Here is a 22,278-nt window from a genome sequence, read left to right as displayed (position 1 = left end):
GTCGATTTCGGCTTCGCAAAATCGGGAAATGATTTTTCCTTCGTCCCGATCTTTGCAGTCCGCAGCCAAGATCAAAAGTTAGAAAAAGAGATCCTTGATCTCCTGCGCACTGCTGCCGCGCCCCCCAGATTCCTCCTGAAACGCGCCAACCACGTCAGGATCCAGGGCCTCGAATATGTCTTGGGCGAATCGCCTGCAATTTGCACGGTCGTAGGTCGGACATAGTCGGCGCACCTCGCCGAACGCCTGCAGGACTCTACGGCAGGTGATCGTGTCTCCGCTGACGTGCCGCTCCACCAGCGTGTTGTACTTGCTCGGGTTGGCGCCAATCTGGAAGGTATCCATGCCATTGTTGCGCGAGATACGCAGCAGAAGCTGACCCTGAAGCTCGATCATCAGCTCCTGGTGATGCGATCCGTCCCAGCCGGTCCCTCGCAGCATGATCCTTCTGACGAAACGGTGCTGGTGCTGCCAGAACGGGCACCGGGGGTTCATCGTGAGCCCGTTGTTGAGGCCGCCACCACCCATGAAATCGTCATCGAAGATGTCTGCCATGGCACTCTCCCTGGTTGCCTGCTCAACTAAGCTTGGTGCGGATTGACGCGGCCTATTCGGCCATTCGACGCCCTGCATCGCCCAACTCCCCGTCCCAATGCTTGCCTCACCCTCTGGAGCTGCTGCTCGCCACCTGATCGCGAGTGCGGCGCACTGCATTGATCGCATTCAGAATACATCTATCAAACGCAGGTGGACTCTGCTCGTTCGAATGGGCAGCACCGGCGGTTGTAACCACGCCGCTATTAGCGTCGTCCGAGGCAGTGGATGGAGTCGCCCCCACTTGTGGCAAAAATGCACGCCTACTGCTTAGCCCCACTTTCATTGTCACCAACGACCCGCGATGGAAACAATCCGTTCACCGTTTGTCGGTTCCCCTCCACCCTCCCCGGCCCCATGCTGTGCGCATCCACTCTTGAGGGCATTCCCATGATCGAACGCAGGCCTTTCGACCGCCTCGGCGGCGCCGACCACGGCTGGCTGAAGGCGAAACATCATTTCTCGTTCGCCGGCTATCACGAGCCTGCGCGCATGGGCTGGGGCGCGCTGCGCGTGTGGAACGACGACACCATCGCGCCGCACTCCGGCTTCCCGCCGCATCCCCATTCCGACATGGAGATCATCACCTACGTGCGCGAGGGCGCGATCAGCCACCAGGACAGCCTCGGCAACAAGGGCCGCACCGTGGCGGGCGACGTGCAGGTGATGAGCGCCGGCAGCGGCATCACGCATGCCGAATACAACATGGAGGACGAAACCACGCGCATCTTCCAGATCTGGATCATCCCCGATGCGCACGGCCAGCCGCCGGCGTGGGGCACACGGCCCTTCCCCAAGGGCGAGCGGGCCGGGCGTTTCGTGGTCCTGGCCAGCGGCATCGCTGGCGACGGCGACGCCCTGCCCCTGCGCACCGATGCACGCGTGCTGGGCGCCACGCTGAAGGCCGGCGAGACGGCGGAATACGCGATGGCAACCGGTCGATACGGCTACCTGGTGCCGGCCAGCGGCGCAGTGGAACTCAATGGCTTGAAGCTGGAAGCCCGCGACGGCGCGGCGATCCGCGACGAACCCGTCCTGCGCGTCACCGCGCTGGAGGATGCCGAGCTAGTGCTGGTGGACGTGGCTGCCTGAAACTCCGCCCGGTTGCCATCGCGGCAATCGGGCGAAGCGGGTGCGTCGATCATCGAAAAGTGCTCAGCTCCGTTTTCCCGCTCAATCCAGCGGCCAGGGTAACTGGTCGCTCAGCTGCTCGTTGATAGCCGGTTCGGGCGACCCGGATCTGGTTAAAGACCTATCGCCGACAGGCTGTCCGTGCCGCCACCAAGGCTGCACTTCGCGCCGTTCGACCGGCTCGACCGGCTCGCCGAGACGCGGCAACAGCAGTGCGGTGCCGTTGGGATCGGCCAAGGCGAGCAGGTCTTCGACCGGCTCGTCCCAGGCATGCGTGGACAGTGCGAACGTGCCCCAGTGCACCGGCATCAGCACGCCGCCGCCGAGCAGGCGATGCGCCGCGAGCGCATTGGCGGGACCCAGATGGATGTCACCCCAGGAGGGGTGGAACGCACCGACCTCGAGCATCACCAGGTCGAACGGGCCAAGCCTGTCGCGGATGGATTCGTATTCCGTGGTGAGACCCGTATCGCCGCTGAAAAACACGCGGTGGCGCTCGCCCGCCATCACCATCGACGACCACAGGGTCTGGTTGCGATCCTTCAGGCCGCGGCCGGAGAAATGCTGCGAAGGCGCGGCGGTAATGGTGAGACCCGTGCCGAGCACGCGGTGGCTTTGCCACCAGACCAGTTCGGTGATGCGGGAAGGTTCGATGCCCCAGCTTTCGAGATGGGCGCCGACGCCCAGCGAAGTGACGAACGGCACCTTCGACTTCGCCAGCGCGCGTATCGTCGGATAGTCCAAGTAATCGTAATGATCGTGCGAGATGACCACGGCATCGATCGCGGGCAGGTCGCGCAGCCCGACCGGCACCGGCTGGAAACGCTTCGGCCCGAGCAGGGTGAACGGCGAGGCGCGTTGGCCCCACACCGGATCGGTGAGGACCCGCCACCCATCGATCTCCAGCAGCACCGTGGAATGCCCCAGCCAGGTGGCGCGCAACCCGCTCGACGGCCTGCGCAGCCATGCCGCGCGCGGGTCGTGCGCGGGCAAGGGCTCCGGCGGCGTGCGGTTGTCGTCGCCGCACAGAAACTCGCGCAGCGTCGGCCGCGCCGCCTGCGGATCGCGCAGGCCGGGCAGCACCGGATGGATATTGCGCAGGTGTTCGCCGTCCCACATCGGCAGATCGCGCAAACGCTCCAGCCGCTCGCCCTGCGGCGCCTTGCCGAAGGATTTCATGTTCCGCTCTCCGTCATCGCCAACCGCTTCCCTGAAACCATGGGGGCACGGCATGCCCGGACCAAGGTAGCCAGGTCAGAAGCCGTCCCGGCACCCTTTCCATGCGCCGAACATCACGGGCGCCAGAGGCCTTATCGATAACATCACTGCCGGCTAACGATCGCTGGCGCAGATTTGTTGCTCTGGCTATGCGAGGGCCCCCGTCCATGACACTCGAATCGCAACCCCAATCGCCGCGGCGCTTCCGGACATGGGTCAATTACTTCACGCATATCATGCATCCGTCATCGACGGCAGCATCCGACCGGCCTTTGCGGCCGATGACGAGGCGGCAACAATTGCTTGAAGCGCAGGAACTGAAGCAGCGCGCACAACGGGAGCATTTGCTTGAACTTCTTCGTGAGGTGAAGGACAGGCATCAGCCCCACGTTTGAGACATCCACAGGCACTCACTGAAAGGCCCGCAACAATGCGGGCCTTTGCTTTTGCGGCAGGCGCGTCGCAGGCGTCGCGTCGTCAAGCCGGAGCAAGTGCACGCCGCCGTCGGATGCTTCTCCAGCGGCGCACCAACCAGCGCACCAGCATGATCGCCAGAACGAGTATCAGAAAGGCTGCAAGACCCAATGCCATCAGTTCGTGCGGCTGATGGATGATGGTGAAACCGTCGTGCTCGGCATAGAGGCCGTTGAATCCATCCAGGATGGCCGGAAGACGCAACAAGTCCGCCTTGGTCATCGGCAGCGCATGTTCGTCCGGATGATGGGTGGACCCGAACGGGAAGGTTTCACCGGCACGGTTCATCTCGACATGGCCGCCCAGCACATAGCTGATCGGGCGGTTCTCGACGAAGTCCACCGCGCGCTTCGCGCTGGCCTGGGCCGCGGCGGTGTTGTCGATCAACAGGCGACCCGGCAGGAAAAAATCCCCGGAGAAGAAAAGACCGGTATTGCGGTCGTAGAACGCGATGTGCGAAGGGTAGTGGCCGGGAACCGGCAACACGTCGACGGTCCGGTCGCCGAGATCGATCTGGGCAACGCCGTTGGGCCAGTCGGTGAAATGGAAATAGGATCGGACGTGATCGAGATCGGCGGGAACCACCGTCGCGTCAGGCAGGTGCTCGAACTGCGGATCGCCGGCGCGATGGTCCAGGTGGCCATGCGTGTGGACCACGATCAAAGGCATCTTCGATGCCCCCTTACCCGGCAGCAGTCCCATGACCGTCTGTGCCAGCGGCATTCGTCCCGGGTCGGCCACGTCGCCCGTGTCGATCAACAGCGCTCTGTGGGAGCCCACCAGCAAATACATGAAGGGCGCCTCGAAGGTGGCACACAGGTTCTCGCGCAAAACATAGGTACGGTCGTTGTACGGATGCACCTGGATGGGCGGATGCGGCTTCGCGGTGCAGTCGTCCGCACCTTCATCCCAGTGCATAGCCACCGAACCGGGCACAAGCTGCGACCTTGCGGATGGGGCCGCCGCCAACAGTCCAGCGGCGAGCAAGACACCAAGCAGGAATTTCATCGAGGTAGCCTTTCGACAGGGGAATCCGGTAAACGTAGCCGGCGGTTTGTCATGTGATGCCCAGACGCCGCGCAGGGTTTAATGCGTTCGGCCAAGGCATCGGCGTGCAGCAGCGGCATCGACGGGAAGGCTGGCTGCCACGCAAGCACGCATCCCTACGATGGCTCTGGCCGGGGGCGCCCAAGGGCCGGCTGATTCCCGGCAAATCAGATTTGCCCACGGGATCGGCAAATCCGAAGGCTCATGCCGCCGCATCCAGGCGATCCGTGTGACCATGCCGGGTATCCCGCCCGACAACGAAGAGGTAAGCCCATGCAACCCATCGGCCAGCGTTTCCTGACGATCTATGCCGGCGTGCTCACCGTGGTATTCGCCGCCACGGTGCTGAGCGGCTTTGCGCTCGCACCCCGCAAACTGTCGCTAGACGAACTGGACGTGCACCGCATCAACGTGCGCGAGCCGGACGGCACGCTGCGTCTGGTGATCTCCGATGCCGCCACTGAGCCGGGCATCATCATCAAGGGCAAGGAATACCCGCACCCCAGCCGCAAGGCCGCCGGCATGATCTTCTACAACGACGAGGGCACCGAGAACGGCGGCCTGATCTTCGGCGGCGAGAAGGACAAGGACGGCACCAAGGAGTCGCACGGCCATCTGTCCTTCGACGCCTATGAGCAGGACCAGACCATGGCGCTGGATTCCCACCAGGAAAAGGACGGCCGCTATACCAGGCTGCAGTTCAACGACTATCCCGACTATTCGATCCTGGACGAAATCCAGCTAATGGATTCCATCAAGAGCCTGCCGTCGGATCAGCAGCAAACCCGGATGAAGGCGTTCTTCGCCGAACATGGCGGCCCGACCAAGCGCATGGTGCTCGGCCGCGACACCGACGGCAGCGTGCAGCTCGCCATGGACGACCTGCAGGGCCATCCGCGCATCGTGATGAAGGTCGCCAAGGACGGCTCGCCGTCGCTGCAGATGCTGGACGCCAACGGCAAGGTGACGGGCGAGCTGGTGCCCAAGCCGTAATCGACGCGTGCCGGTGCCAGCGAGAAAATCGCTGGCACCCCCTTCCCCCGTCACGGGGAAAAGTGCGCTCTGCTTCCCTTTTTCTTCCACGGACCGAATCGCCCGCAAGAACGATCAAACGCGGCCGTCGAGGCTGCGGTTACCCTGCATCCCTCGATTCCACCGCCGGGTTTCAGGGATGGCTGCTGCCGAAAAAGCGCTCTGGTTCATTGAAAGCCACTACAGCGAGGATCTGTCGCTGGGTCGCATCGCCGAGGTGGCCGGGGTCTCACCGTTCCATCTGGCGCGGTTGTTCCCGGCGATGACCGGCTGTTCGGTGGTGCGCTACCTGCGCGGCCGCCGGATGACCGAAGCCGCGCGTCGCCTGGCCGGCGGCGCACCGGACATCCTGGAGGTGGCGCTGGCCAGCGGCTACGGCTCGCACGAGGCTTTCACGCGCGCTTTCGGCGAACAGTTCGGCCTGAGCCCGGCCAGCGTACGCGAGCGCGGCTCGGTGACCGGTCTGGCGCTGGTCGAACCCTGGCGCACCGCTGACGGCGTACGCGCGACATTGGACGAGCCCCGCCTTGCGCATGACGACACGCGCTTCATCGCCGGGCTCGGCTGCCGCTACACATCCGACACGACACAGGGCATTCCCGCGCAGTGGCAGCGCCTGTCGCTGCATTTCTCGGCCGCCCTGCCGAAACGGCAGACTGCATACGGCGTGTGCTGCAACAGCGACGACGAGGGCAGCTTCGAGTACATCGCCGGCGTGGACGTGCCGGGCTTCGGCGGTCTGGATCCCGCGCTCAGCACCCTGCGGCTGCCGGCCCGCGAGTACGTGGTAGCCACCCATCACGGCCATATCTCGGAGATCCGCCACACCTGGCAGACCTTCGTCAACGACTGGCTGCCGCGCTCGGGCCTGCAGGTGGCCGATGCGCCCGATTTCGAGAAATACGGGGCCGATTTCAACGACACCACCGGCAGTGGCGACGTCGAGATCTGGCTGCCGCTGCAAACCTGACTCCCCCGCCATCACCTTCGACGAGGACCGCATGACCGCACGCACTCTTCTCCTTGCCCTGGCCGCCGCATCGCTGGGCGTCTGCACCCTGGCCCGCGCCGGCACGGTGGGCGAAACCCATCGCGTGGCGCATACGCCGAGCGCCGCGCTGCGCGACGCGCAACATCGCGACGAACTGCGCATCACCGTGTGGTATCCCGCGGCCGGCAACGTCGCCGAGACGCCGCTGCAGATCGGTCCGCCGGACCATCCGGTGTTCGACGCCGGCAGCGCCGCCGCCGATGCGCCCTTCGCGCCGGGCCGGCATCCGGTGATCCTGCTCTCGCACGGCTTCGGTGGCACCGCAAGGATCATGGCCTGGTTCGGCACCGCGCTGGCGCGTGCCGGCGACGTGGTGATCGCGGTGGACCACCCCGGCACCAACGGGCGCGATCCGATGACCATGACCGGCGGCCTGCTGGTGTGGGATCGCGCGGTGGACCTGCGCGTGGCCCTCGATGCAGCCAAGGACGACGCCCTCATCGGCCCGCATCTCGACGCGCAGCGCGTGGGCGTGGCGGGCTTTTCGATGGGAGGCCTCGCGGCCCTGGTGAGTGCTGGCGCTCGGGTCGACATCGACCACTACATCCAGTTCTGTCGATCGCACGCCACCGACGCCACGTGTGCCGCGCAGGCCGAGGCGCCCGACCAGACCTTGGCGGCCCGCGAGCAGGCATTGAAGGCGCCGGCGATGGCGGCGCTGGCGAAACACGCCGGCGACGATTACGCGATCCCCGGTGTCCGCGCGGTGTTCGTGATGGCACCCGGCGGTATCGAGGCGATGGCTCCTGCCAGCCTGCACACGCTGGACACTCCGGTGAGCATCCTGCTCGGCGAGGCCGACCCGGTGGCCCCGCCTGCCAGCAACGGCAAGCTCGCCGCAACCCTGCTGCCCCACGCCACCCTGAAAGCCCTGCCCGGCGTCGGCCATTACGACTTCCTCGCCGACTGCACGGCACAGGGCCAACAGCAAGAGCCGATCTGCCAGCACATCCGCGTGCCGCAGCAGCGCACCCATGCCACCGCGATCGCCACCGCGGAAGCGTTCTTCGCCGGCCATCTCTAGCGCGCGCCGGATGAAAGTGTCAGGGACAGGTGGTCGCAAATCGGGCAGCCCCGCCGCCAGCACGTACGCATCGATGCAGACCGAAACGATGCGCCGCGTGTCCTGCGCGCGTTCGCGCAACCAGTCAAGCAGGCGCGCATCGCCATGGAAAGCAGGTGCGCCGCGATACCGCCAGGTATCAGCGGCGTATCCAGTGGCGGCACGTCATCCAGCGTGTATGCAGGCACGACAGACAGGCCGTACTACTACGCGCGCACTGCGCGCGACTGCAGACCGATGATGCAAAGCGCGTAGGGTGGTGCATCTTGGGCAAATGAATTCGCTGCGCCAAATATGTCCAGCGGGCCGGCAAGATCCTAGCCTGCATGTCGTCATAGGCATGCAGGCCAATGGTCCTGGTGGGAGATTGCGCACTCATCGTGCGGGCACCGTGGCCGACCGGGCCTGGCCGACGTGGCGTCTTCGGCGTCCCAAGGAATAGGGTCACTACTCTCCGTTCCTCACCCGCTCTGCAACGCCGCGTAGAATAGGCGGTTTGTGCTCCCTCGAATACGCCCATGGCCCTCACCGCCACCATCCACAAGGCCGAACTGTCGATCAGCGACATGGACCGGCACTATTACGCCACCCATGCGCTGACGCTCGCGAGGCATCCGTCGGAAACCGAGGAGCGGCTGATGGCGCGCCTGCTCGCGTTCGCGCTGTATGCCGACGAGCGGCTGGAGTTCGGCAAGGGACTCAGCGACACCGACGAGCCGGCGCTGTGGCGCAAGGCCTATACCGGCGAAATCGAACTGTGGATCGACGTCGGGTTGCCCGATGAAACGCGCCTGCGCAAAGCGTGCAACCAGTCGCGGCAAGTCGTGGTGCTGGCCTACGGTGGCCACGCCGCCGACATCTGGTGGAGCAAGATCGCCGGCACGCTCACGCGTCACGACAACCTCAGCGTGCTCGCCATTGACCACGCCGACATGCAGCAACTGGCCGCCCTGTGTGAACGCGGCATGCGCCTGCAATGCCTGATCCAGGACGGTGAACTGCAACTCATCGCGGGCGACCTCACGTTGCCGATCCGCCCGGATATCCGCATGGGCGACTACGCCGTCGCCTGAGCACAGCCGATCCATCCGGCGGAACCGCCGTCCAGGCATCATGCTTTCTCTGCTCGCCCAATTCGTCCCCGCCGCCTGCAAGCGCGGTCCGCCGCAACCCCGGCAGGTTCGCATTCGATGCCGGGCCGCCACGCGTGACGTCCGCTGAAAGAAAAAGGACCCGGCACAGCCCAAAGCTGTCACCATGATTCCGCGGCGAATCCACGCCCGCAGGAGCACCCCATGAAAGGCATGAACCAGAAAAAAAGTGACAAGAAGAAGCCCTTGAAGACGGCCAAGGAAAAGAAAGCCGAAAAGACCGCCAAGAAGGCCGCCAAGAGCTGACCGGTACTATCGCGCACCGAGAGGTGCCAGCTTCACACGCTTCCGCCTGCGCCACCTCGCACCCTGCCGGCGGATGACAGCTTCCTAGAGCGCGTCGATGATCGACTGCATCGCGCTGAATTCGCCGCCGTTCGCCGTGCGTGAGGCATCCCGAAACCGTCGCCGAGGTATCCGATGGAAAGCCGAACCGCCTCCTGCTACTGCGGGCAACTGCGTATCGAAGTCCAGGGCCGGACGCTGGGCGCCGGCGTCTGCCACTGCCTGGCCTGTCAGCGGCGTACCGGCAGCGTATTTGCGGCGCTGGCTGGCTACGCAGCGCCCTGGAAAATCGAAGGCACAGCCACCGAGTTCGTACGCACCGGCGACCAGGGCGCCAGCTTCCGTTTCCGCTTCTGCCCGGTGTGTGGCAGCCAAGTGTTCCACACCGAGGAAGGCAACGACGCCTTCGTGATGGTAGCGGTGGGCGCCTTCGCCGATCCCGACTTTCCGCCGCCGCAGGATTCGGTTTACGAATGCCGCCGGCACGCATGGGTGCAGCTGCCCGAAGGCATCACGCGTTACGACAAGGACCCGGACTGAGGCCGGCATCTACTGCGGCTAGCCATGAAAAAGGCGCGAGTGCCGGCGAAGGCACGCAGGGCCATTTTTCGCATCGCCGAAGGCAATGATTCTCTGCGTCTTTCTCCTGCGCTCCGGGCCACTCAAAATCGGGTGACCACGCAAGGTTCCAAGCAATCCGAGAGGTGCACTTCGCCCCCGTTTCGGTCTCTCGTTTGAAGGAAGGATTTACGCGTCGCCCGCATACTGGACGGAAGCGCACACCTTAGCGCAAACCCAGGCTCCGTGAGCCTACGGCACTCTTTAGATAAATTAGCTCTTGTATTTCAAGATCAGGCCTTAAAAACATACATTGCGTTCAATGCATAATTTTTGGCGGAAATGTCTACGGATGATATTCCCGCGTAACCCGCAGCAACATCTTCTCGCCTGCCGCTCCTCAGCTTTACTATGTTCGCGACAAATACATCGACGCCCATTGGGGTTATAAGTCTGATTTTGTGATCAAGGAAAGCCTGTATCACATAGGCCACATTATTATAGAAATAGACACAGAACCCATGATTATATTCCGACGGATCGCCCATCAAAGTGACATTGAGAAACAAACCTGATGGATAAATATATTGCGAGCAAGGCCATTCTTGCGGATTCGCACTCAGCCGCTCCAAAATGGCCCCTGCGAAATTTACGCACGACAGTTTTGGCGAAGTCAACTGAGTACTTATGAGCGAGTTCAAGGACGGCATTTCCATCTTGAATTCCCTCAGGGCACCATGAACAGCCTCAAGGACTTGATCGACAGTAGGCATACAGCTTCCTTTTCAAATTGCAGCAATTCGAAAAAAGCATAACTACGTTGCAGATGATGAAGAAAATATCGCAGTCGCGCTTTGCGCCCCCATTCTCGCCTCTAGGGATTCTTTGCATCGAACGGAATCACCGATCCCATGTTGAGTGAACCCAGTCGTCCCGATTCGATGTGATAGCTTCCCGTCAACAGGACGCAGCGCGCCAAAGCGCCATTGGGCACGACATCGCGAATCTGTTGAAGCATGTAGGTATCGCGCAACTTCAGGCCTTCGGCCGATGTCTCCGCCGGACCCTTCATCTTCCCTTTGCCTGCCGAGACCCGGGTGTTGCAGTCCACGAGGAAGATATTCACGCCGCGTCGTACCGCGAACTCCATTACCCGGGCCGTCTTGACCGGATTTGTCTTGTCACCGGGCCACATGAGGCTGGATTGGGCCCTGAATTCCTGCCACGCCGGAATCTGGCTGATGTCCTCGGAGTGTGCTGCACGGTCCCTCAACCACCGACCCAGCTTCTGGCCTGCCGGAAAATCGAAGCCTAGATCGGCGGGCACGAACTCGACATCCTCCAAGAACAGGTTGTCCACGACACCGTCCTGGATCAAGTTGCACAACAGTCCGCGAGGATGCGGATTGACGTGGGTTTCGCCGATCATCAATCCCCTCGCCCTGGTGTCCCGATTGGCGGCGCGGCGCAAATCCGCGGCACGTTGCAATTCCTCTTCATCGAACGGCATCGACCTTCTCCTTAGCTCGAACTTTTCGTTCTCGAATCAAGAAAAACAGAAATCAGAGCACGCTGGGCTGACGCATTGAAGGGCTGCTTCTGCCGTCGCTTTCGCCACGAGATGACCGCCCCCTGCTCTGGCGTGGGCGACAAGATGGAAGCGGCTTGCCACCACTCCTGCCTCGAACCTACCGGCACCGCACCCAACGCCTATCGATCGCCTTTCAGCGCCCCCCCACGCATTCAGCCTTACAAGATGGGTCCGTATACCGAAATTTTGTGCGTGGCGTGTATCGACTGGTGATAAGGCCTCGACGGACTGCTTTCCGACTGCTTCACTTCCTGGTTGTTGCCATAGACGCCAATTCCGCCCTTCTTGACTATGGCGAACGCGTGCCCCCTGCCGCCGCTGGAGCCACTTGGCCCCCAATTGGTCGCGTAATAGCGCCCGTCCTGCATGCCCTGCATGCCCACCTTGACGGTTTCCCAAGGCGTATCGGCGTAACGCGCCGCCAAAGCGAGCTTCTCGATTACCTTGTTGATGGTGGTGTCGTTCTCCAAATCGGAGGCCCGGGTGATCCAGCCCTTCCTGATCAGGAAATTGATCGTCGGATACACCCCCACGCCAAGCAATCGGGAGAACGTCATGGCGACACAGTTCTTGTCGTACGGGAGCATGCCATCCGGCTGCGAGTAATCGAGCGCCTCGCCGGTAATAACTTGCGCGACCATGGGCGACCTCCTTTTGCCTCGACAATCATCTGGCTGAAGGCGACAGACCTTAGGAGGCCGATGGTACACCCGTGGATTTGGCGCGCGGGAACGCTCCTGACTCCGCACCTGATTGAGCAATGAAAGCCGACGACAGCGGCTTGGCCAATCGAATGCGGACAAACCGAACCACACCAGACAGGTGAACCTGACCCTTTCGGCTCCAAAAGTCGGTTCTGATCGAACCTCACCGTTCCTACGATCCTGAAGGCGCGACGGTCTTGTCCGCTGCCCATCCCTCATCGCCCGATGACTTCATGCACATACCGCATCGCCAGCCCATCGCTAGGCTGCAGAGCGACACGGGAGAATCGCGATGCGCGGAATACGGTACGGATGGATGTTCGGCCTGGCGCTGACTTGCGCGCAGGGCGCTACGCACGCGGCACCTGCATCTGCACCGGATGCTCTGCGCAACCAGCTGCTGCAGATCACGCAGCAGTTGGTCGATGCGATCCCGCGGGGCGATCGCGGTCCCTGGCAACGCTGGCTCGCCGACGACGCCGTGCTCGTCGACGAGTTCGGCCGCATTACCCACAAGGCCGACACCGTGGCCTCGCTGCACCCGTTTCCGGCCGGCTTCTCCGGCAGCATCGAGCTGCGCGACGCGCACGTGCGCCAATACGGCGACAGCGCGGTGATGCAAGTCGAGGAATACGAACGCGAGACCGTGTTCGGCCAGCAACTGGTGGTGCGTTACGAGAGCCTGCTCACCTTCGTGCGGCAGGCCGATACGTGGAAGCTGGTCGGCTACGAGGACGTCACTCTCCCCACCGCACCGCCGGATCTGCACGTCGTGGGACTGACGTCATCCGATTACACCGGCACCTACCGCTATGCGCCCGGGCGCGCCTGGACCGTCGCCGACCAGCATGGCGTGCTGAGCTACACCACGCATGCCGGCGGCACGGCGAACGTGCTGCAGCCGGTCGCGAAGGACGTATTCATGGGCAGCGACGACGAACGGAACCTCATCATCTTCCGGCGCGACGCCCATGGCCGCGTCGACGCTCTGATCGAGCGACGCAAGTTCAACGACCTGCGATTGACTCGGGATCCGTCGCCGACGGGTTGATCAGAACGGGGCGAATTCAGTGCCTGCGGGCACTCGGTGAATCTGACCCTGCTTTCGGTTGCCGATGCCGCGGCCGACTTCCAGGCAGTACGGCAAGACCTGCGGCCCGAGCCTGCGCCCCGTCCTGATCTCGCCATGTCGATTTCGACGGGCGCCATTCGTAGTGACCGTGGCGCGCCTCGACAGAACCGCCAACCCGACCGGCAAGATCCGCCGGATTCACGCCAGTCTTCACCTCCAAGGAGCCGCACTGCATGCGATACATGATGTTCATCAAGCACCCTACGGATTACGACCACAGCGATGTCCCGCCCGCCCTGTTCGAAGCGATGGGTGGATTCATTGCGGAATGCGCGCAAAAGGGCATGTTCATCGACGGCGCCGGGCTGAAGCCGCTCGCGAAGGGAACCCGTGTCCGCCTCTCCGGCGGCAAGGTGACCGTATCCGACGGTCCATTCGCTGAAGCAAAAGAGGTCGTGGGCGGATACTCCCTGATCGAGGCCGCCACGCACGCGGACGCCGTCGAGCTGGCCACGAAATTCATGGAGCTGCACCGTACCTACTGGCCCGAGTTCGAGGGCGAGTCCGAGGTGCGCCCTCTGGAGGAGTGAGGGAGCAAGTGGAGGAGTGAGGGAGCACGGTGTCGGGGACCATTCGCACGCACAGACAGTGCCCCAAGCATGGTCCCTGACACTTTTTCTCCGCGCTCGACGGAGCCGAGGAGCAGGTTCAGGCCTCTCAGAGTGCCCCCGTTCCGGGTTCACTCTCTAGCCGCCTCAAATTGTCCATGGCACTTTGCGGAGTGCCAATTGGCTACCGCTCCGGCCAATGCCATGCCGGCTGGTCGAGCATGCTCTGTCCGCTCACCACCGTCTGGCTCAACTCCTTCTCCAGACGAATGGTGTGGCAATGCGGCTGGTCTTCCAGCGCCGCGATGAGGCGCGGCGCATGCGACACCACCCAGACCTGCGTGCGCATGGCGGCGTCGGCGATCAGGCGCGCCAGCGGTGGCAGGAGATCGGGATGCAGGCTGGTCTCCGGTTCGTTGAGCACCATCAGCGGCGGCGGCCGCGGCGTATGCAGGGCGGCAATCCAAAGCAGGTAGCGCAGCGTGCCGTCGGAGAGTTCCGCAGCCGACAACGGACGCAACAGCCCGTGTTGCGAGAAGTGCAGCAGGAAGCGGCCGTCCGTGTTGCCTACTTTGACTTCCGCGCCGGGAAACGCATCGGCGACGGCGGCATCGAGCGCGTCCGCGTCGCCGATTTCGCGGATGGTCTGCCACGCGGCGGCGACATCCCGACCATCGTGGCTCAGCACGGGCGTGCGCGTGGCCAACTGCGGCAGGCGCGCCGGCGCATCCGCGTCCGAACGGAAATGGTCGTAGAAGCGCCAGCCGCGGATCGTTTCGCGCAGGGTCAACACCTCAGGGGCACTCTGCGCATCGGCGATCTGGCCGAACAGGCTCTCGAACGGATTGAGGTGCTGATGTATCACTCGCCAACTGCGCCCATCGCGCACACGCGCCATGCCGCCATCCCGATCGACCAGGGTGCTCGCTGCGCGCAGGAACGGCCCGTTCCAAATCGTCTCGCGCTTGATCTGCGGATCGAGCGCGAAAGCGCTCAACGATGGCTCCGGGTAGCCTAGATCGACGGCATAACCGAGGTCGTCGCTGGCGAATCCCAGGCACAGACGCACGGATTCCTGCCGCGGGCCACCCTGCACCGGCACCTCGCCGCGACGCATCGCACGGCTGATCGTCTCCGGTCCTGCCCACAACGCCGAACCCAGGCCGCCCTCGCGCGCGAGCGCCGGCACGATGCCCGCCTGCGCCGATTCGGCGAGCAAGCGCAACGCGCGGTACAGATTCGACTTGCCGCTGCCGTTCGCGCCGACGACGAGATTGAGCCGTCCCAGCGGCACGATCAGTTCGCGCAGCGAGCGGTAGTTCGCAACGGCAAGCGTGGTCAGCATGGGGGCGACTCCTTCGCTCAAACCAGCGCGGACTTTATAACGGGGTCCGGAGCGGGGCCAGAACAAGGCCAAGCGTCGATGTCGTGAGCATCCACGTGAGCCCAGCTGCATTTTCCGCGCGGGTGGGCCGCGAAGTGAACCTGATTCCGATATGGAAAGCGTCCCTGCCCTGTCTTACGACCCTGTCATGCAGGTTCTGGCGCTGGAGCCGGCGCCGACTTCCACGAAAGGATCAGGTAGGCGATAGCGAGGAGCGTAATCACGGCGCTCAGTTCCGCCGCCTTCGCGCAGAACGCGGGAAGTATCCGGTACCAGTGGATGGCGGCGACAAAAACCGCGAGCGCAAGCACGGGAACGGCCTTGAGATACCAGGCGATCCACTTCTCCGGGAACAGCAAGGCAAGCATGGCGGGTATCAACAGGACATCGGCCAGCGCGCCGACCTCGAGAAAGTGCAGTCCCATGCGAAAGCACTTCTCCGCTGGCCCGGAGTCACAAAAGACATTCGCGACCGCGAAGAGCCCCATGCCGAACAAGCTGGCCAGTCCCACCGACCACAGGCACGTTGCAAGCAGGCAGAGCCGGGCGACCTGTGCCCAGGTTTCCCGAAGGCGACCCCGCTCACTGGCCAGCAAAGCGAAAACCGCAGCCTTTCGCTGGAACCACCGCCACGTGCTCGCAAGCGATCGCCCCGCCTTTCCTGGCACCGAATGCGCTTCGATGCTCTCTTCGGTGCGAAGCGTAACGATCCAGTCCGCACCGCTGTTTTCCAACGCCTCCACGGTGTAACCGCGGTCCGCAAGTACTTCCAGCAATGCGGCCCTGGCTTCCGGCAACAACCCGTCGCTGCGGTAACGAGCCAACAGGACGCGCGTATCCAACGCCCGGTAGTGGTGAAAAAAATCCTGCGCCTGCCCAGTCATTGGGACATTCCTCTTTGGGGGTTTCCGTTCCGCACTGACCGCTTCCACACCACCATCGAGGCCAAACTAGCGCACGCAACGGAGCCGCTCAAGATCGCGCCAGCGGAAAGAAAGAGAAACCGGAAAGCAGGATCGATTCCCGCAACGCCCGCTTCAAGAAAGTGCACGCTGACCACTGCTTCTAGCAGACTGACGCGCAAGACCGTTGCCGTTATGCTCCCCGGCACAGGCGTCATCGGCGAACGATGAAGCCGCAGGCGGGGAGGCCCACGTGACCATGCATCGATTCCAGCGTGCAGTTGTCGCTTTGTTTGCAGCGACCATCGGACTCACAAGCATTCCCCAGACGTGCCGGGCCGACACCGTACCGAAACCGGCCGATCATCCTTGGCTGATCAAGGCCGACCGCGTCTTCGACGCGCGCAGCGAACAGACGCATTCCGGCTGGGTGGTGCTGGTGCAGGGCGACAAAATCGCCGCAGTGGGGCCGGCTTCGCAAGTAAACGTACCGGCCGGCACGCAAACCATCACCCTTCCGGGCACCACCCTGCTGCCCGGCCTGATCGACGCGCATTCGCACATCTTCCTGCACCCGTACAACGAAACCCTGTGGAACGATCAGGTGCTGAAGGAAACGCTGCCCTATCGCACCATCGAAGCCGTGCAGCACGTGCACGACACGTTGATGGCCGGCTTCACCGCCCTGCGCGACCTGGGTACCGAAGGTGCAGGCTATGCGGACGTCGACGTGCAGCGCGCGATCGACCAGGGCCTGATTCCTGGCCCGCACCTGTTTGTCGCCACGCGCGCCACCATCGCCGCGCATTGCTACGGTCCAGGCCCGCTGGGTTTCCGCGCCGACCTGGATCTTCCGCAAGGCGGTATCCCGGTCAGCGGCGTCGCGCAGATGATCGACGCCGTGCGCGACCAGGCCGGCCACGGCGCAGACTGGATCAAGCTCTATGCCGACTACCACTGCGGCAAGAGCAAAGGTGCCGTGCCCACGTTTACCCAGGAAGAATTGAATGCCGCGGTGGAAACCGCGCACTCGATGAACCTGCCGGTTGCCGTGCATTCCACCACGCCCGAAGGCATGCGCCGTTCGGTGCTTGCCGGCGTCGACACCATCGAGCATGCCTACGGCGGCACGCGCGACGTGTTCGAACTCATGAAGCAGCACAACGTCGCCTACATGCCCACGCTCGAGGCGGAGGCCGCTTACGCAGAATATTTCCGCGGCTGGAAGCCCGGCCTGCCTCCCACCGAAGACATGCAACAGGCGGCCCACGCCTTCAAGCTGGCCATGCAGGCGGGCGTCACCATCGGCTCGGGCAGCGACGTGGGCGTATTCACCCACGGCACCAACTACAAGGAGCTGGAGTGGATGGTGCGCGACGGCATGTCACCGGCGCGCGCGCTGCTTGCCGCCACGGCCGTCGATGCGAAGGTCCTGCGCCAACAGGACCGATTCGGACAATTGAAGGCCGGTCTGGACGCCGACATCATCGCCGTCCAAGGCGATCCGACAGCGGACATCAGCGCCATCGAACACGTGCCTTTCGTGATGAAGGGCGGCGCCATATACAAGCAGCCGCAATAGGCAGGCGGGCTCGGCCGGCCGCTTTCAAACGGGGCCAGCGTCGACTTCCTGCAACGCATGCGTCAAGAAAGTGCACCCTACCCCTGTTTGATGAAACCCTCGCGCACCCTGCCGCCTGCGTCGCCCATGGCGCAGCGCGGCCGGTCTGGCAGCGTAAACCACGCAGTTGCCGGTATCACAGGCATGCCTCTGGGCAGCGAAGGTCCGCTACGGGTCGCTGATTGCATGGATCGGCGGTCCCGGCGAGACGCAGGGTGTCACACCGATCTTGCCATTCGGTCAGCTCGGACTGAACACGCCGGACAACACCATGACCAGCCCGACGACGGACACGGTCCAGACCAGGGTGCGCAGGTAAGGAATGCCAGCCGCATAGACCGGCAGGTAGACAACGCGAGCCCAGAAATAGAGTTCGGCACCAAGCACCGTCCTGGCACCGGTGCGCTGCCCCACCACGACCACCAGCACGGCGACGGCAAAGAACGCGAAGGTCTCCAGGAAATTGCGGCTGGCGCGATCCATCCTTGCGGCCATCCCGGTCAGCGGCACCGCCTCGTCGCGATTGCCAGTGTTCCAGGCCATGCCACGCTGTAACAGCGACAGCAGCGTGGCCAGCAACAGGTAGATCAGCCCCAGCGCTGTCGACCACCCCAACATCTTCAGTTCGACCGGCATTTCGCACCTCCCCGATTGGGTCAGGCGACATGATGCGCCGCAAGGGGCGCCCGGTACTATCCGCAAGCTTCACTCGGAGCTCCGGTGAATGGCGCGTCCTCAAATACCTGACGGTCGCCGATGACGCCACGCACGAGGCGGTCGTCATCGAGGTCGAGCGGGGGATCTCCGGTATGGATGTGGCACAGGTGATGGATCGCCTGGCGTAGCCCCGTCCCCCTTGTCCTTACTTGGGGGGATCGTAGTTGGGCTTCTCTTCCACACCCTTCTCCACCCGCGCCAGCGTCGCCTTCAGCCGGTCCAGCTGGTCAGGATCCTTTGTCGTGACGATCTGTTTCTTGAGAATGGCCACGTAGGCGGTTTTCATCGCGTCAGCCGCAGGCACCGCAATATCCGGTTTGACACCGACATGCTCCCAGTTCGTATGCGTGACGGGGTTGACGGCACGGCCCACCGGAATGAAGGCGACGAAACCGTGGCCCAGTGCGAAGACATCGCCGGGATTGGCGCCGCCACCCGTGCTCGTACCCACCAGCGTGGCCCGCTTTTGCGTCTGGAAATCGTAGGCACATTCTTCGCCGCCGGAGAACGTGAGCGCAGACGTCAGCACATACACGGGCCTGGTGTAGCGTGGCCCGCTGACGGCAGCCGTCCAGAACTGCTGTGTCTTGTCGCCTTTGCGCCAGTACAAGTCGTTGAGGTGACGGCTATCGCCCTCGGCGAAGAAGTAGCTGAGCAAGGTGGCGACCGAGGAAGGATCACCGCCACCGTTCTTCCGCAGATCAATGATCAGTGCATCGCTTCCGGCAACCAGGTTCATCGCAGCGGCATATCCGGTCGCCACAAAGTCGGCCGGCAGAAAGCCGCGGATGTCCAGGTAACCCACGTTGCCCGGGAGTCGTTCCACTTTGGCGATGCCGTAGGCGTACTGGCTCGCCATCGTCCGCTGCTCATCGATCTGTTTCGGCGTAAGCGCCGTGTCGTCGTTTTCGTCCGGCTTGAAAGTCGGGTCATACATGATCCGCAGGTGCCGATCCATCCCGACCGACTGCAGGTCATGGGTCAATGCCTTGGCGAACGTGTCGGTCGTTGCGTCGTGCTCATAGGCATGGCCAGCGACCTTCGCGTCGAGTGCGGCAGCCACCTTGCTGGCGACGTCGGGAAATACGTAGTTCGCCTGCATCTGCTTGCCGAGACTCGCAACAACTGCCTGGCGGGTGGATGCGTCGACCGGACCGGCGGACGGGGCCACCTGTGCAACCGCCACGCCCAGTGGTGCCAGCAACAACACGCACGACGTAATGACGCGACAAAGGCGCATGAATGCTCTCCTTGTAAAACAGCCGTTGATGAAAACCTGGCGCGGCACTGCCGTCTCGGTTCGCAGCCAACGTGACGCGAACGGCATGTGACCGCACTAAGCGCGGAACGATATCTAAAATGTCGCATATAATGTTGTCGATGACATAATCTTGTGTCTTTACGCATGAAAACATCAAAACAGGAAGACTAAACGTTGCGAAACCATGCGATAGACGGCATCGACCGCAAAATCCTCAGCGTCCTGCTGACGCACGGACGAACGAGCTTTCGCGAGCTTGGTGTGCAGGTCAATCTCAGCCCGAATGCCACGGCGGAACGCGTCGCGCGCCTGCAGCAGCGCGGCATCATTACCGGGTTCCAGGCCAACGTTTCGATGGAAGCCATGGGCTTCGGACTGCACGCGTTTGTCGACGTGAAGCTCCAGCCGGGCGCCAGCATGGAGGCGTTCGAACAAGTCCTGCAAAGCATCGACGTCGTCCACGACGCGGTGTCGCTGACGGGTTCGTTTGACGCGCGCCTACGCGTCGCCTGCAGGGACACCGCTCATCTTGGAGAACTCATCGAGTCGCTGCGCTCAGTCGCAGGCGTGCAGGAAACTAGTAGCACGGTTATCTGCCGCCCCCTGGACGTGACGTCGCGGGTTGGCAAGGTTGGAAAAGCATCGCGCACATCAAAATAGCTGCCGGTGTTTGTACTGGCTCTCGCCCAAGCAGTTGTCGGTCACCGCCAACAACAGTGCGACAGGCAATCCTCCGTTAGATGGTCAGCCAGCAAGCGATGCAGGTCAGCTCAACTGCGCTGCGCGTCGGAACCCGGCGCCAAAGGCAACACTGTGGAAACAGAGCCGAGCAATCTGTACGAAGACCTCGTCCATGGCACCGAAGGGAGCCTGGAGCACTGATCCTTCTCTTCGCCGGCAATACCTGAGGTTGCCACTGACACCCTTTCCCAAGCGGCCGCACAATGAACCTGACACGCTTTCCCGTTTCAGCAGGGCCGGCGCCGACTTCCCGCAACGCATGCCTCAAAACGCCGCCCTTGCTTGTTCAAGGCTCAATCCGGAACTCCAATCCGATCCTCGTGGTCAACGCCAGGGCGTACCGGTGTGGACGCGCTTCGAAAGGGGATCCAATGAAGAAGCAGTTAGGTAAGGCCGCTGCTGTTGCTGCAGGTTTGCTGCTTACGATGCAGGCATTCGGGGCGGACACGATCGGCGCGTCTGGCGGAGATCCGGATGCGGCAGCGCTGCATGCCTTGTGGAATGCCTATGAGCACGCCGTGGCGACGAAGGACGCCCCGGCATTGCTGCGCATGTACGTGAGTGCAGACGCACCCGTGATGGGCGGCTTCGCCCCCAGGTCCTATGCGCTCGTGACTGCCGCCAACAAACAGCCTGTACCGCGTACCCTCCTGATCACCGCCAAGGAAGACGTCGCCGGCGAGGTGAAACTTCCACCCGACCAGATCGAAAATCTCGACATCCATTCCGACGGCGAGGTCGGGTCGATCTCCTTCGACTACAGGGCGAAGGTGGGACACGGACGCATCGTCTGGACAACGGTCCTTACAAACGATGGATGGAAAATCGCCTCCGTCGTCTATTCGATCAACCTGCCCGCGGCGGATCGCGCGGGAACCGCCGGCTGAAGTAACCAATGCCCCACGAGATCCGCCCAGACTCGCTCGACACCGCTCGGACCACGCCGGGCGTCCTCCCTCCTGCCAGAGCACTCAGCGGAACCAGGGCTAAGGCTCAGTCACCCAAAAGCGAACCTGACCCGTTTCGCGGCCTGGACTTCGGCGGGGGAATCCTGACTCCGCTTTCGCCCGAAGTGACAAGCCTCTTTTCGAAGGTCACGTCCAGGTGACATCGAAATAGAGTGCATGGTGATCGGACCCAGGCTGGCTTCTCGTGAGCACGCCAGGCTTGGAGACTTGCAAATCGGCGGAGTGCAAAACGTAGTCGATCTCGCCCATGTTGGCATGGGTATCCGATCCAGAATTGGCAACCGAAAACTTTCTGAATTTGGCAATCTCCCGCACGCTCACCGAATCCATCACCGACCTTGTCTTGCTAAAAAAGTTAAACATAGCAAGAAGCCCACCGTCGCCTACAGCGCTATTCAGAGCTTTGGCAATGCTCTTGATCGACTCCTTGCCGACAGTCGACATCTGCTGATCCGGACGGTAGTTAAAGTCCCCGACCAAAAGGAATTTTCTGCGTTGAGCGACGTATTGCTCATTGATGAAATCAAGAAGCGTGATCATCGCTTGCGATGCATTCATCGGCGACGGATGGGCGAGCAATAGGTCGAACGAATCGTTCTGCGCGGCATTTTGTATAGTCATGCGCGCCAATTGGCGAGTACCAAATGTTTCGCGCACTTGCCTTAGCCCGGCATCTATCGTGCGGAACGCTTCAAGGTAGGTGAGCGTGTTCTGCATCCGAATTTGATTGGCAGCGCTCTTGTCGGCCTTGAATACCGCAAAGGTTTCGTCGCCGCGATGGTTATTGACACCCTGCTTATGTGGATCGCAGTAATCGTACTCACAGCCCCAATCCTTGGAAAGGCGGCCAGTTGAAGCAAACAAATCGCGCCCAAATGCCCGAAACTCCTGATCACCGTTGCTTGTACCGAATTCGACAAAACAATAATAATCCGGCCACCAGACCGAAAAATTTCTGAGATCTTTTATAATATTGGCGCGCTTGGCCGGATCCGAGTTGTTGCCAAGACGCTGAAGGTTTTGATAGGCAATACGCATATGAGCTCCGCACTCGCATACCATCTGTCATGATGCATGAAAGATCCGAACTCGAACCCAGAGCAAG

The 22,278-nt window shown here is 62.6% G+C and carries 23 protein-coding genes and 1 pseudogene; 13 read left to right on the top strand and 11 right to left on the bottom strand.

Annotated features, from left to right (window positions below):
• Positions 1–78: 78 nt before the first annotated feature.
• Positions 79–555 (bottom strand): hypothetical protein, encoded by a 477-nt coding sequence (locus IHE49_RS03640; RefSeq protein WP_192154970.1) that lies wholly within the window; start codon positions 553–555, stop codon positions 79–81.
• A 429-nt stretch (positions 556–984) separates the two neighbouring features.
• Between IHE49_RS03640 and IHE49_RS03635 the strand changes: the two genes are divergently transcribed.
• A complete protein-coding gene (locus IHE49_RS03635) occupies positions 985–1,686 on the top strand; it encodes a pirin family protein (RefSeq protein WP_192154968.1) in 702 nt (233 codons plus the stop codon).
• 81 nt (positions 1,687–1,767) lie between these two features.
• Here IHE49_RS03635 and IHE49_RS03630 read toward each other — a convergent pair whose 3' ends face one another.
• Positions 1,768–2,904, bottom strand: coding sequence for an MBL fold metallo-hydrolase (locus IHE49_RS03630; RefSeq protein ID WP_192154966.1), 1,137 nt, complete (start codon positions 2,902–2,904; stop codon positions 1,768–1,770).
• A 206-nt stretch (positions 2,905–3,110) separates the two neighbouring features.
• On the opposite strand from IHE49_RS03630, the gene IHE49_RS03625 reads away from it, so the two are divergent.
• Complete coding sequence (locus IHE49_RS03625; protein ID WP_192154964.1) at positions 3,111–3,338, top strand: hypothetical protein; 228 nt, start codon at positions 3,111–3,113, stop codon at positions 3,336–3,338.
• An 82-nt stretch (positions 3,339–3,420) separates the two neighbouring features.
• Here the strand turns inward: IHE49_RS03625 and IHE49_RS03620 are convergent, their stop codons facing one another.
• Positions 3,421–4,425, bottom strand: coding sequence for an MBL fold metallo-hydrolase (locus tag IHE49_RS03620; protein WP_192154962.1), 1,005 nt, complete (start codon positions 4,423–4,425; stop codon positions 3,421–3,423).
• Positions 4,426–4,737: 312 nt separating this feature from the next.
• On the opposite strand from IHE49_RS03620, the gene IHE49_RS03615 reads away from it, so the two are divergent.
• From IHE49_RS03615 to IHE49_RS03595, 5 genes are all read left to right on the top strand, one after another.
• Positions 4,738–5,457: a hypothetical protein gene (locus IHE49_RS03615; RefSeq protein WP_192154960.1), complete on the top strand. Its 720-nt coding sequence runs from the start codon at positions 4,738–4,740 to the stop codon at positions 5,455–5,457.
• Between the two features lie 178 nt (positions 5,458–5,635).
• On the top strand, positions 5,636–6,466 hold the full coding sequence (locus tag IHE49_RS03610) for an AraC family transcriptional regulator (protein ID WP_192154958.1): 831 nt from the start codon (positions 5,636–5,638) through the stop codon (positions 6,464–6,466).
• A gap of 31 nt (positions 6,467–6,497) precedes the next feature.
• Positions 6,498–7,571: an alpha/beta hydrolase gene (locus IHE49_RS03605; protein ID WP_192154956.1), complete on the top strand. Its 1,074-nt coding sequence runs from the start codon at positions 6,498–6,500 to the stop codon at positions 7,569–7,571.
• 557 nt (positions 7,572–8,128) lie between these two features.
• On the top strand, positions 8,129–8,683 hold the full coding sequence (locus tag IHE49_RS03600; RefSeq protein WP_192154954.1) for a YaeQ family protein: 555 nt from the start codon (positions 8,129–8,131) through the stop codon (positions 8,681–8,683).
• A gap of 498 nt (positions 8,684–9,181) precedes the next feature.
• The gene (locus IHE49_RS03595) at positions 9,182–9,586 is read left to right on the top strand and encodes a GFA family protein (protein WP_192154952.1); all 405 of its coding nucleotides are present in this window, start codon (positions 9,182–9,184) and stop codon (positions 9,584–9,586) included.
• 311 nt (positions 9,587–9,897) lie between these two features.
• Here the strand turns inward: IHE49_RS03595 and IHE49_RS03590 are convergent, their stop codons facing one another.
• From IHE49_RS03590 to IHE49_RS03580, 3 genes are all read right to left on the bottom strand, one after another.
• Positions 9,898–10,377, bottom strand: coding sequence for a hypothetical protein (locus IHE49_RS03590; protein ID WP_192154950.1), 480 nt, complete (start codon positions 10,375–10,377; stop codon positions 9,898–9,900).
• Positions 10,378–10,478: 101 nt separating this feature from the next.
• The gene (locus IHE49_RS03585; RefSeq protein ID WP_192154948.1) at positions 10,479–11,114 is read right to left on the bottom strand and encodes a hypothetical protein; all 636 of its coding nucleotides are present in this window, start codon (positions 11,112–11,114) and stop codon (positions 10,479–10,481) included.
• A gap of 239 nt (positions 11,115–11,353) precedes the next feature.
• On the bottom strand, positions 11,354–11,836 hold the full coding sequence (locus IHE49_RS03580) for a hypothetical protein (protein WP_192154946.1): 483 nt from the start codon (positions 11,834–11,836) through the stop codon (positions 11,354–11,356).
• A gap of 355 nt (positions 11,837–12,191) precedes the next feature.
• Here IHE49_RS03580 and IHE49_RS03575 point away from each other — a divergent pair, with 355 nt between their 5' ends.
• Together IHE49_RS03575 and IHE49_RS03570 are read left to right on the top strand one after the other, a co-directional pair.
• Complete coding sequence (locus IHE49_RS03575; RefSeq protein ID WP_192154944.1) at positions 12,192–12,950, top strand: nuclear transport factor 2 family protein; 759 nt, start codon at positions 12,192–12,194, stop codon at positions 12,948–12,950.
• Between the two features lie 263 nt (positions 12,951–13,213).
• Positions 13,214–13,561, top strand: a complete 348-nt coding sequence (locus IHE49_RS03570) for a YciI family protein (protein ID WP_255523405.1) — start codon at positions 13,214–13,216, stop codon at positions 13,559–13,561.
• Between the two features lie 202 nt (positions 13,562–13,763).
• Here IHE49_RS03570 and IHE49_RS03565 read toward each other — a convergent pair whose 3' ends face one another.
• Positions 13,764–14,924: an AAA family ATPase gene (locus tag IHE49_RS03565; RefSeq protein ID WP_192154940.1), complete on the bottom strand. Its 1,161-nt coding sequence runs from the start codon at positions 14,922–14,924 to the stop codon at positions 13,764–13,766.
• Between the two features lie 185 nt (positions 14,925–15,109).
• A complete protein-coding gene (locus IHE49_RS03560) occupies positions 15,110–15,847 on the bottom strand; it encodes a hypothetical protein (protein ID WP_192154938.1) in 738 nt (245 codons plus the stop codon).
• A gap of 277 nt (positions 15,848–16,124) precedes the next feature.
• On the opposite strand from IHE49_RS03560, the gene IHE49_RS03555 reads away from it, so the two are divergent.
• The gene (locus tag IHE49_RS03555; RefSeq protein WP_192155446.1) at positions 16,125–17,447 is read left to right on the top strand and encodes an amidohydrolase family protein; all 1,323 of its coding nucleotides are present in this window, start codon (positions 16,125–16,127) and stop codon (positions 17,445–17,447) included.
• A 279-nt stretch (positions 17,448–17,726) separates the two neighbouring features.
• Here IHE49_RS03555 and IHE49_RS03550 read toward each other — a convergent pair whose 3' ends face one another.
• Entirely contained in the window at positions 17,727–18,122 is a 396-nt protein-coding gene (locus IHE49_RS03550) for an MAPEG family protein (RefSeq protein WP_192154937.1), read from the bottom strand.
• 80 nt (positions 18,123–18,202) lie between these two features.
• Between IHE49_RS03550 and IHE49_RS03545 the strand changes: the two are divergent.
• Positions 18,203–18,328, top strand: a pseudogene (locus IHE49_RS03545) (IS3 family transposase); the annotation flags it as partial.
• 20 nt (positions 18,329–18,348) lie between these two features.
• On the opposite strand, the gene IHE49_RS03540 reads toward IHE49_RS03545, so the two are convergent.
• On the bottom strand, positions 18,349–19,530 hold the full coding sequence (locus tag IHE49_RS03540) for a S41 family peptidase (protein ID WP_192154933.1): 1,182 nt from the start codon (positions 19,528–19,530) through the stop codon (positions 18,349–18,351).
• Between the two features lie 108 nt (positions 19,531–19,638).
• Here IHE49_RS03540 and IHE49_RS03535 point away from each other — a divergent pair, with 108 nt between their 5' ends.
• The gene (locus IHE49_RS03535; protein WP_192154931.1) at positions 19,639–20,124 is read left to right on the top strand and encodes an Lrp/AsnC family transcriptional regulator; all 486 of its coding nucleotides are present in this window, start codon (positions 19,639–19,641) and stop codon (positions 20,122–20,124) included.
• 452 nt (positions 20,125–20,576) lie between these two features.
• The gene (locus IHE49_RS03530) at positions 20,577–21,092 is read left to right on the top strand and encodes a hypothetical protein (protein ID WP_192154929.1); all 516 of its coding nucleotides are present in this window, start codon (positions 20,577–20,579) and stop codon (positions 21,090–21,092) included.
• 207 nt (positions 21,093–21,299) lie between these two features.
• Here the strand turns inward: IHE49_RS03530 and IHE49_RS03525 are convergent, their stop codons facing one another.
• Positions 21,300–22,211, bottom strand: coding sequence for an endonuclease/exonuclease/phosphatase family protein (locus IHE49_RS03525; RefSeq protein WP_192154927.1), 912 nt, complete (start codon positions 22,209–22,211; stop codon positions 21,300–21,302).
• Between the last annotated feature and the right edge of the window lie 67 nt (positions 22,212–22,278).

It is taken from the genome of Rhodanobacter sp. 7MK24, from assembly GCF_014842995.1.
GTDB lineage: Bacteria > Pseudomonadota > Gammaproteobacteria > Xanthomonadales > Rhodanobacteraceae > Rhodanobacter_A.
This window is presented reverse-complemented; position numbering and strand designations above follow the sequence as displayed.

Bases quoted from the DNA above. Each gene is read 5' to 3' on its own strand.
- IHE49_RS03555 (WP_192155446.1), top strand. From the start codon at position 16,125: ATGCATCGATTCCAGCGTGCAGTTGTCGCTTTGTTTGCAGCGACCATC.
- IHE49_RS03570 (WP_255523405.1), top strand. From the start codon at position 13,214: ATGATGTTCATCAAGCACCCTACGGATTACGACCACAGCGATGTCCCG.
- IHE49_RS03635 (WP_192154968.1), top strand. From the start codon at position 985: ATGATCGAACGCAGGCCTTTCGACCGCCTCGGCGGCGCCGACCACGGC.
- IHE49_RS03610 (WP_192154958.1), top strand. From the start codon at position 5,636: ATGGCTGCTGCCGAAAAAGCGCTCTGGTTCATTGAAAGCCACTACAGC.
- IHE49_RS03630 (WP_192154966.1), bottom strand. From the start codon at position 2,904: ATGAAATCCTTCGGCAAGGCGCCGCAGGGCGAGCGGCTGGAGCGTTTG.
- IHE49_RS03530 (WP_192154929.1), top strand. From the start codon at position 20,577: ATGAAGAAGCAGTTAGGTAAGGCCGCTGCTGTTGCTGCAGGTTTGCTG.
- IHE49_RS03540 (WP_192154933.1), bottom strand. From the start codon at position 19,530: ATGCCGTTCGCGTCACGTTGGCTGCGAACCGAGACGGCAGTGCCGCGC.
- IHE49_RS03625 (WP_192154964.1), top strand. From the start codon at position 3,111: ATGACACTCGAATCGCAACCCCAATCGCCGCGGCGCTTCCGGACATGG.
- IHE49_RS03560 (WP_192154938.1), bottom strand. From the start codon at position 15,847: ATGACTGGGCAGGCGCAGGATTTTTTTCACCACTACCGGGCGTTGGAT.
- IHE49_RS03595 (WP_192154952.1), top strand. From the start codon at position 9,182: ATGGAAAGCCGAACCGCCTCCTGCTACTGCGGGCAACTGCGTATCGAA.
- IHE49_RS03600 (WP_192154954.1), top strand. From the start codon at position 8,129: ATGGCCCTCACCGCCACCATCCACAAGGCCGAACTGTCGATCAGCGAC.
- IHE49_RS03605 (WP_192154956.1), top strand. From the start codon at position 6,498: ATGACCGCACGCACTCTTCTCCTTGCCCTGGCCGCCGCATCGCTGGGC.
- IHE49_RS03615 (WP_192154960.1), top strand. From the start codon at position 4,738: ATGCAACCCATCGGCCAGCGTTTCCTGACGATCTATGCCGGCGTGCTC.
- IHE49_RS03640 (WP_192154970.1), bottom strand. From the start codon at position 555: ATGGCAGACATCTTCGATGACGATTTCATGGGTGGTGGCGGCCTCAAC.
- IHE49_RS03525 (WP_192154927.1), bottom strand. From the start codon at position 22,211: ATGCGTATTGCCTATCAAAACCTTCAGCGTCTTGGCAACAACTCGGAT.
- IHE49_RS03575 (WP_192154944.1), top strand. From the start codon at position 12,192: ATGCGCGGAATACGGTACGGATGGATGTTCGGCCTGGCGCTGACTTGC.
- IHE49_RS03620 (WP_192154962.1), bottom strand. From the start codon at position 4,425: ATGAAATTCCTGCTTGGTGTCTTGCTCGCCGCTGGACTGTTGGCGGCG.
- IHE49_RS03590 (WP_192154950.1), bottom strand. From the start codon at position 10,377: ATGCCTACTGTCGATCAAGTCCTTGAGGCTGTTCATGGTGCCCTGAGG.
- IHE49_RS03585 (WP_192154948.1), bottom strand. From the start codon at position 11,114: ATGCCGTTCGATGAAGAGGAATTGCAACGTGCCGCGGATTTGCGCCGC.
- IHE49_RS03580 (WP_192154946.1), bottom strand. From the start codon at position 11,836: ATGGTCGCGCAAGTTATTACCGGCGAGGCGCTCGATTACTCGCAGCCG.
- IHE49_RS03550 (WP_192154937.1), bottom strand. From the start codon at position 18,122: ATGCCGGTCGAACTGAAGATGTTGGGGTGGTCGACAGCGCTGGGGCTG.
- IHE49_RS03565 (WP_192154940.1), bottom strand. From the start codon at position 14,924: ATGCTGACCACGCTTGCCGTTGCGAACTACCGCTCGCTGCGCGAACTG.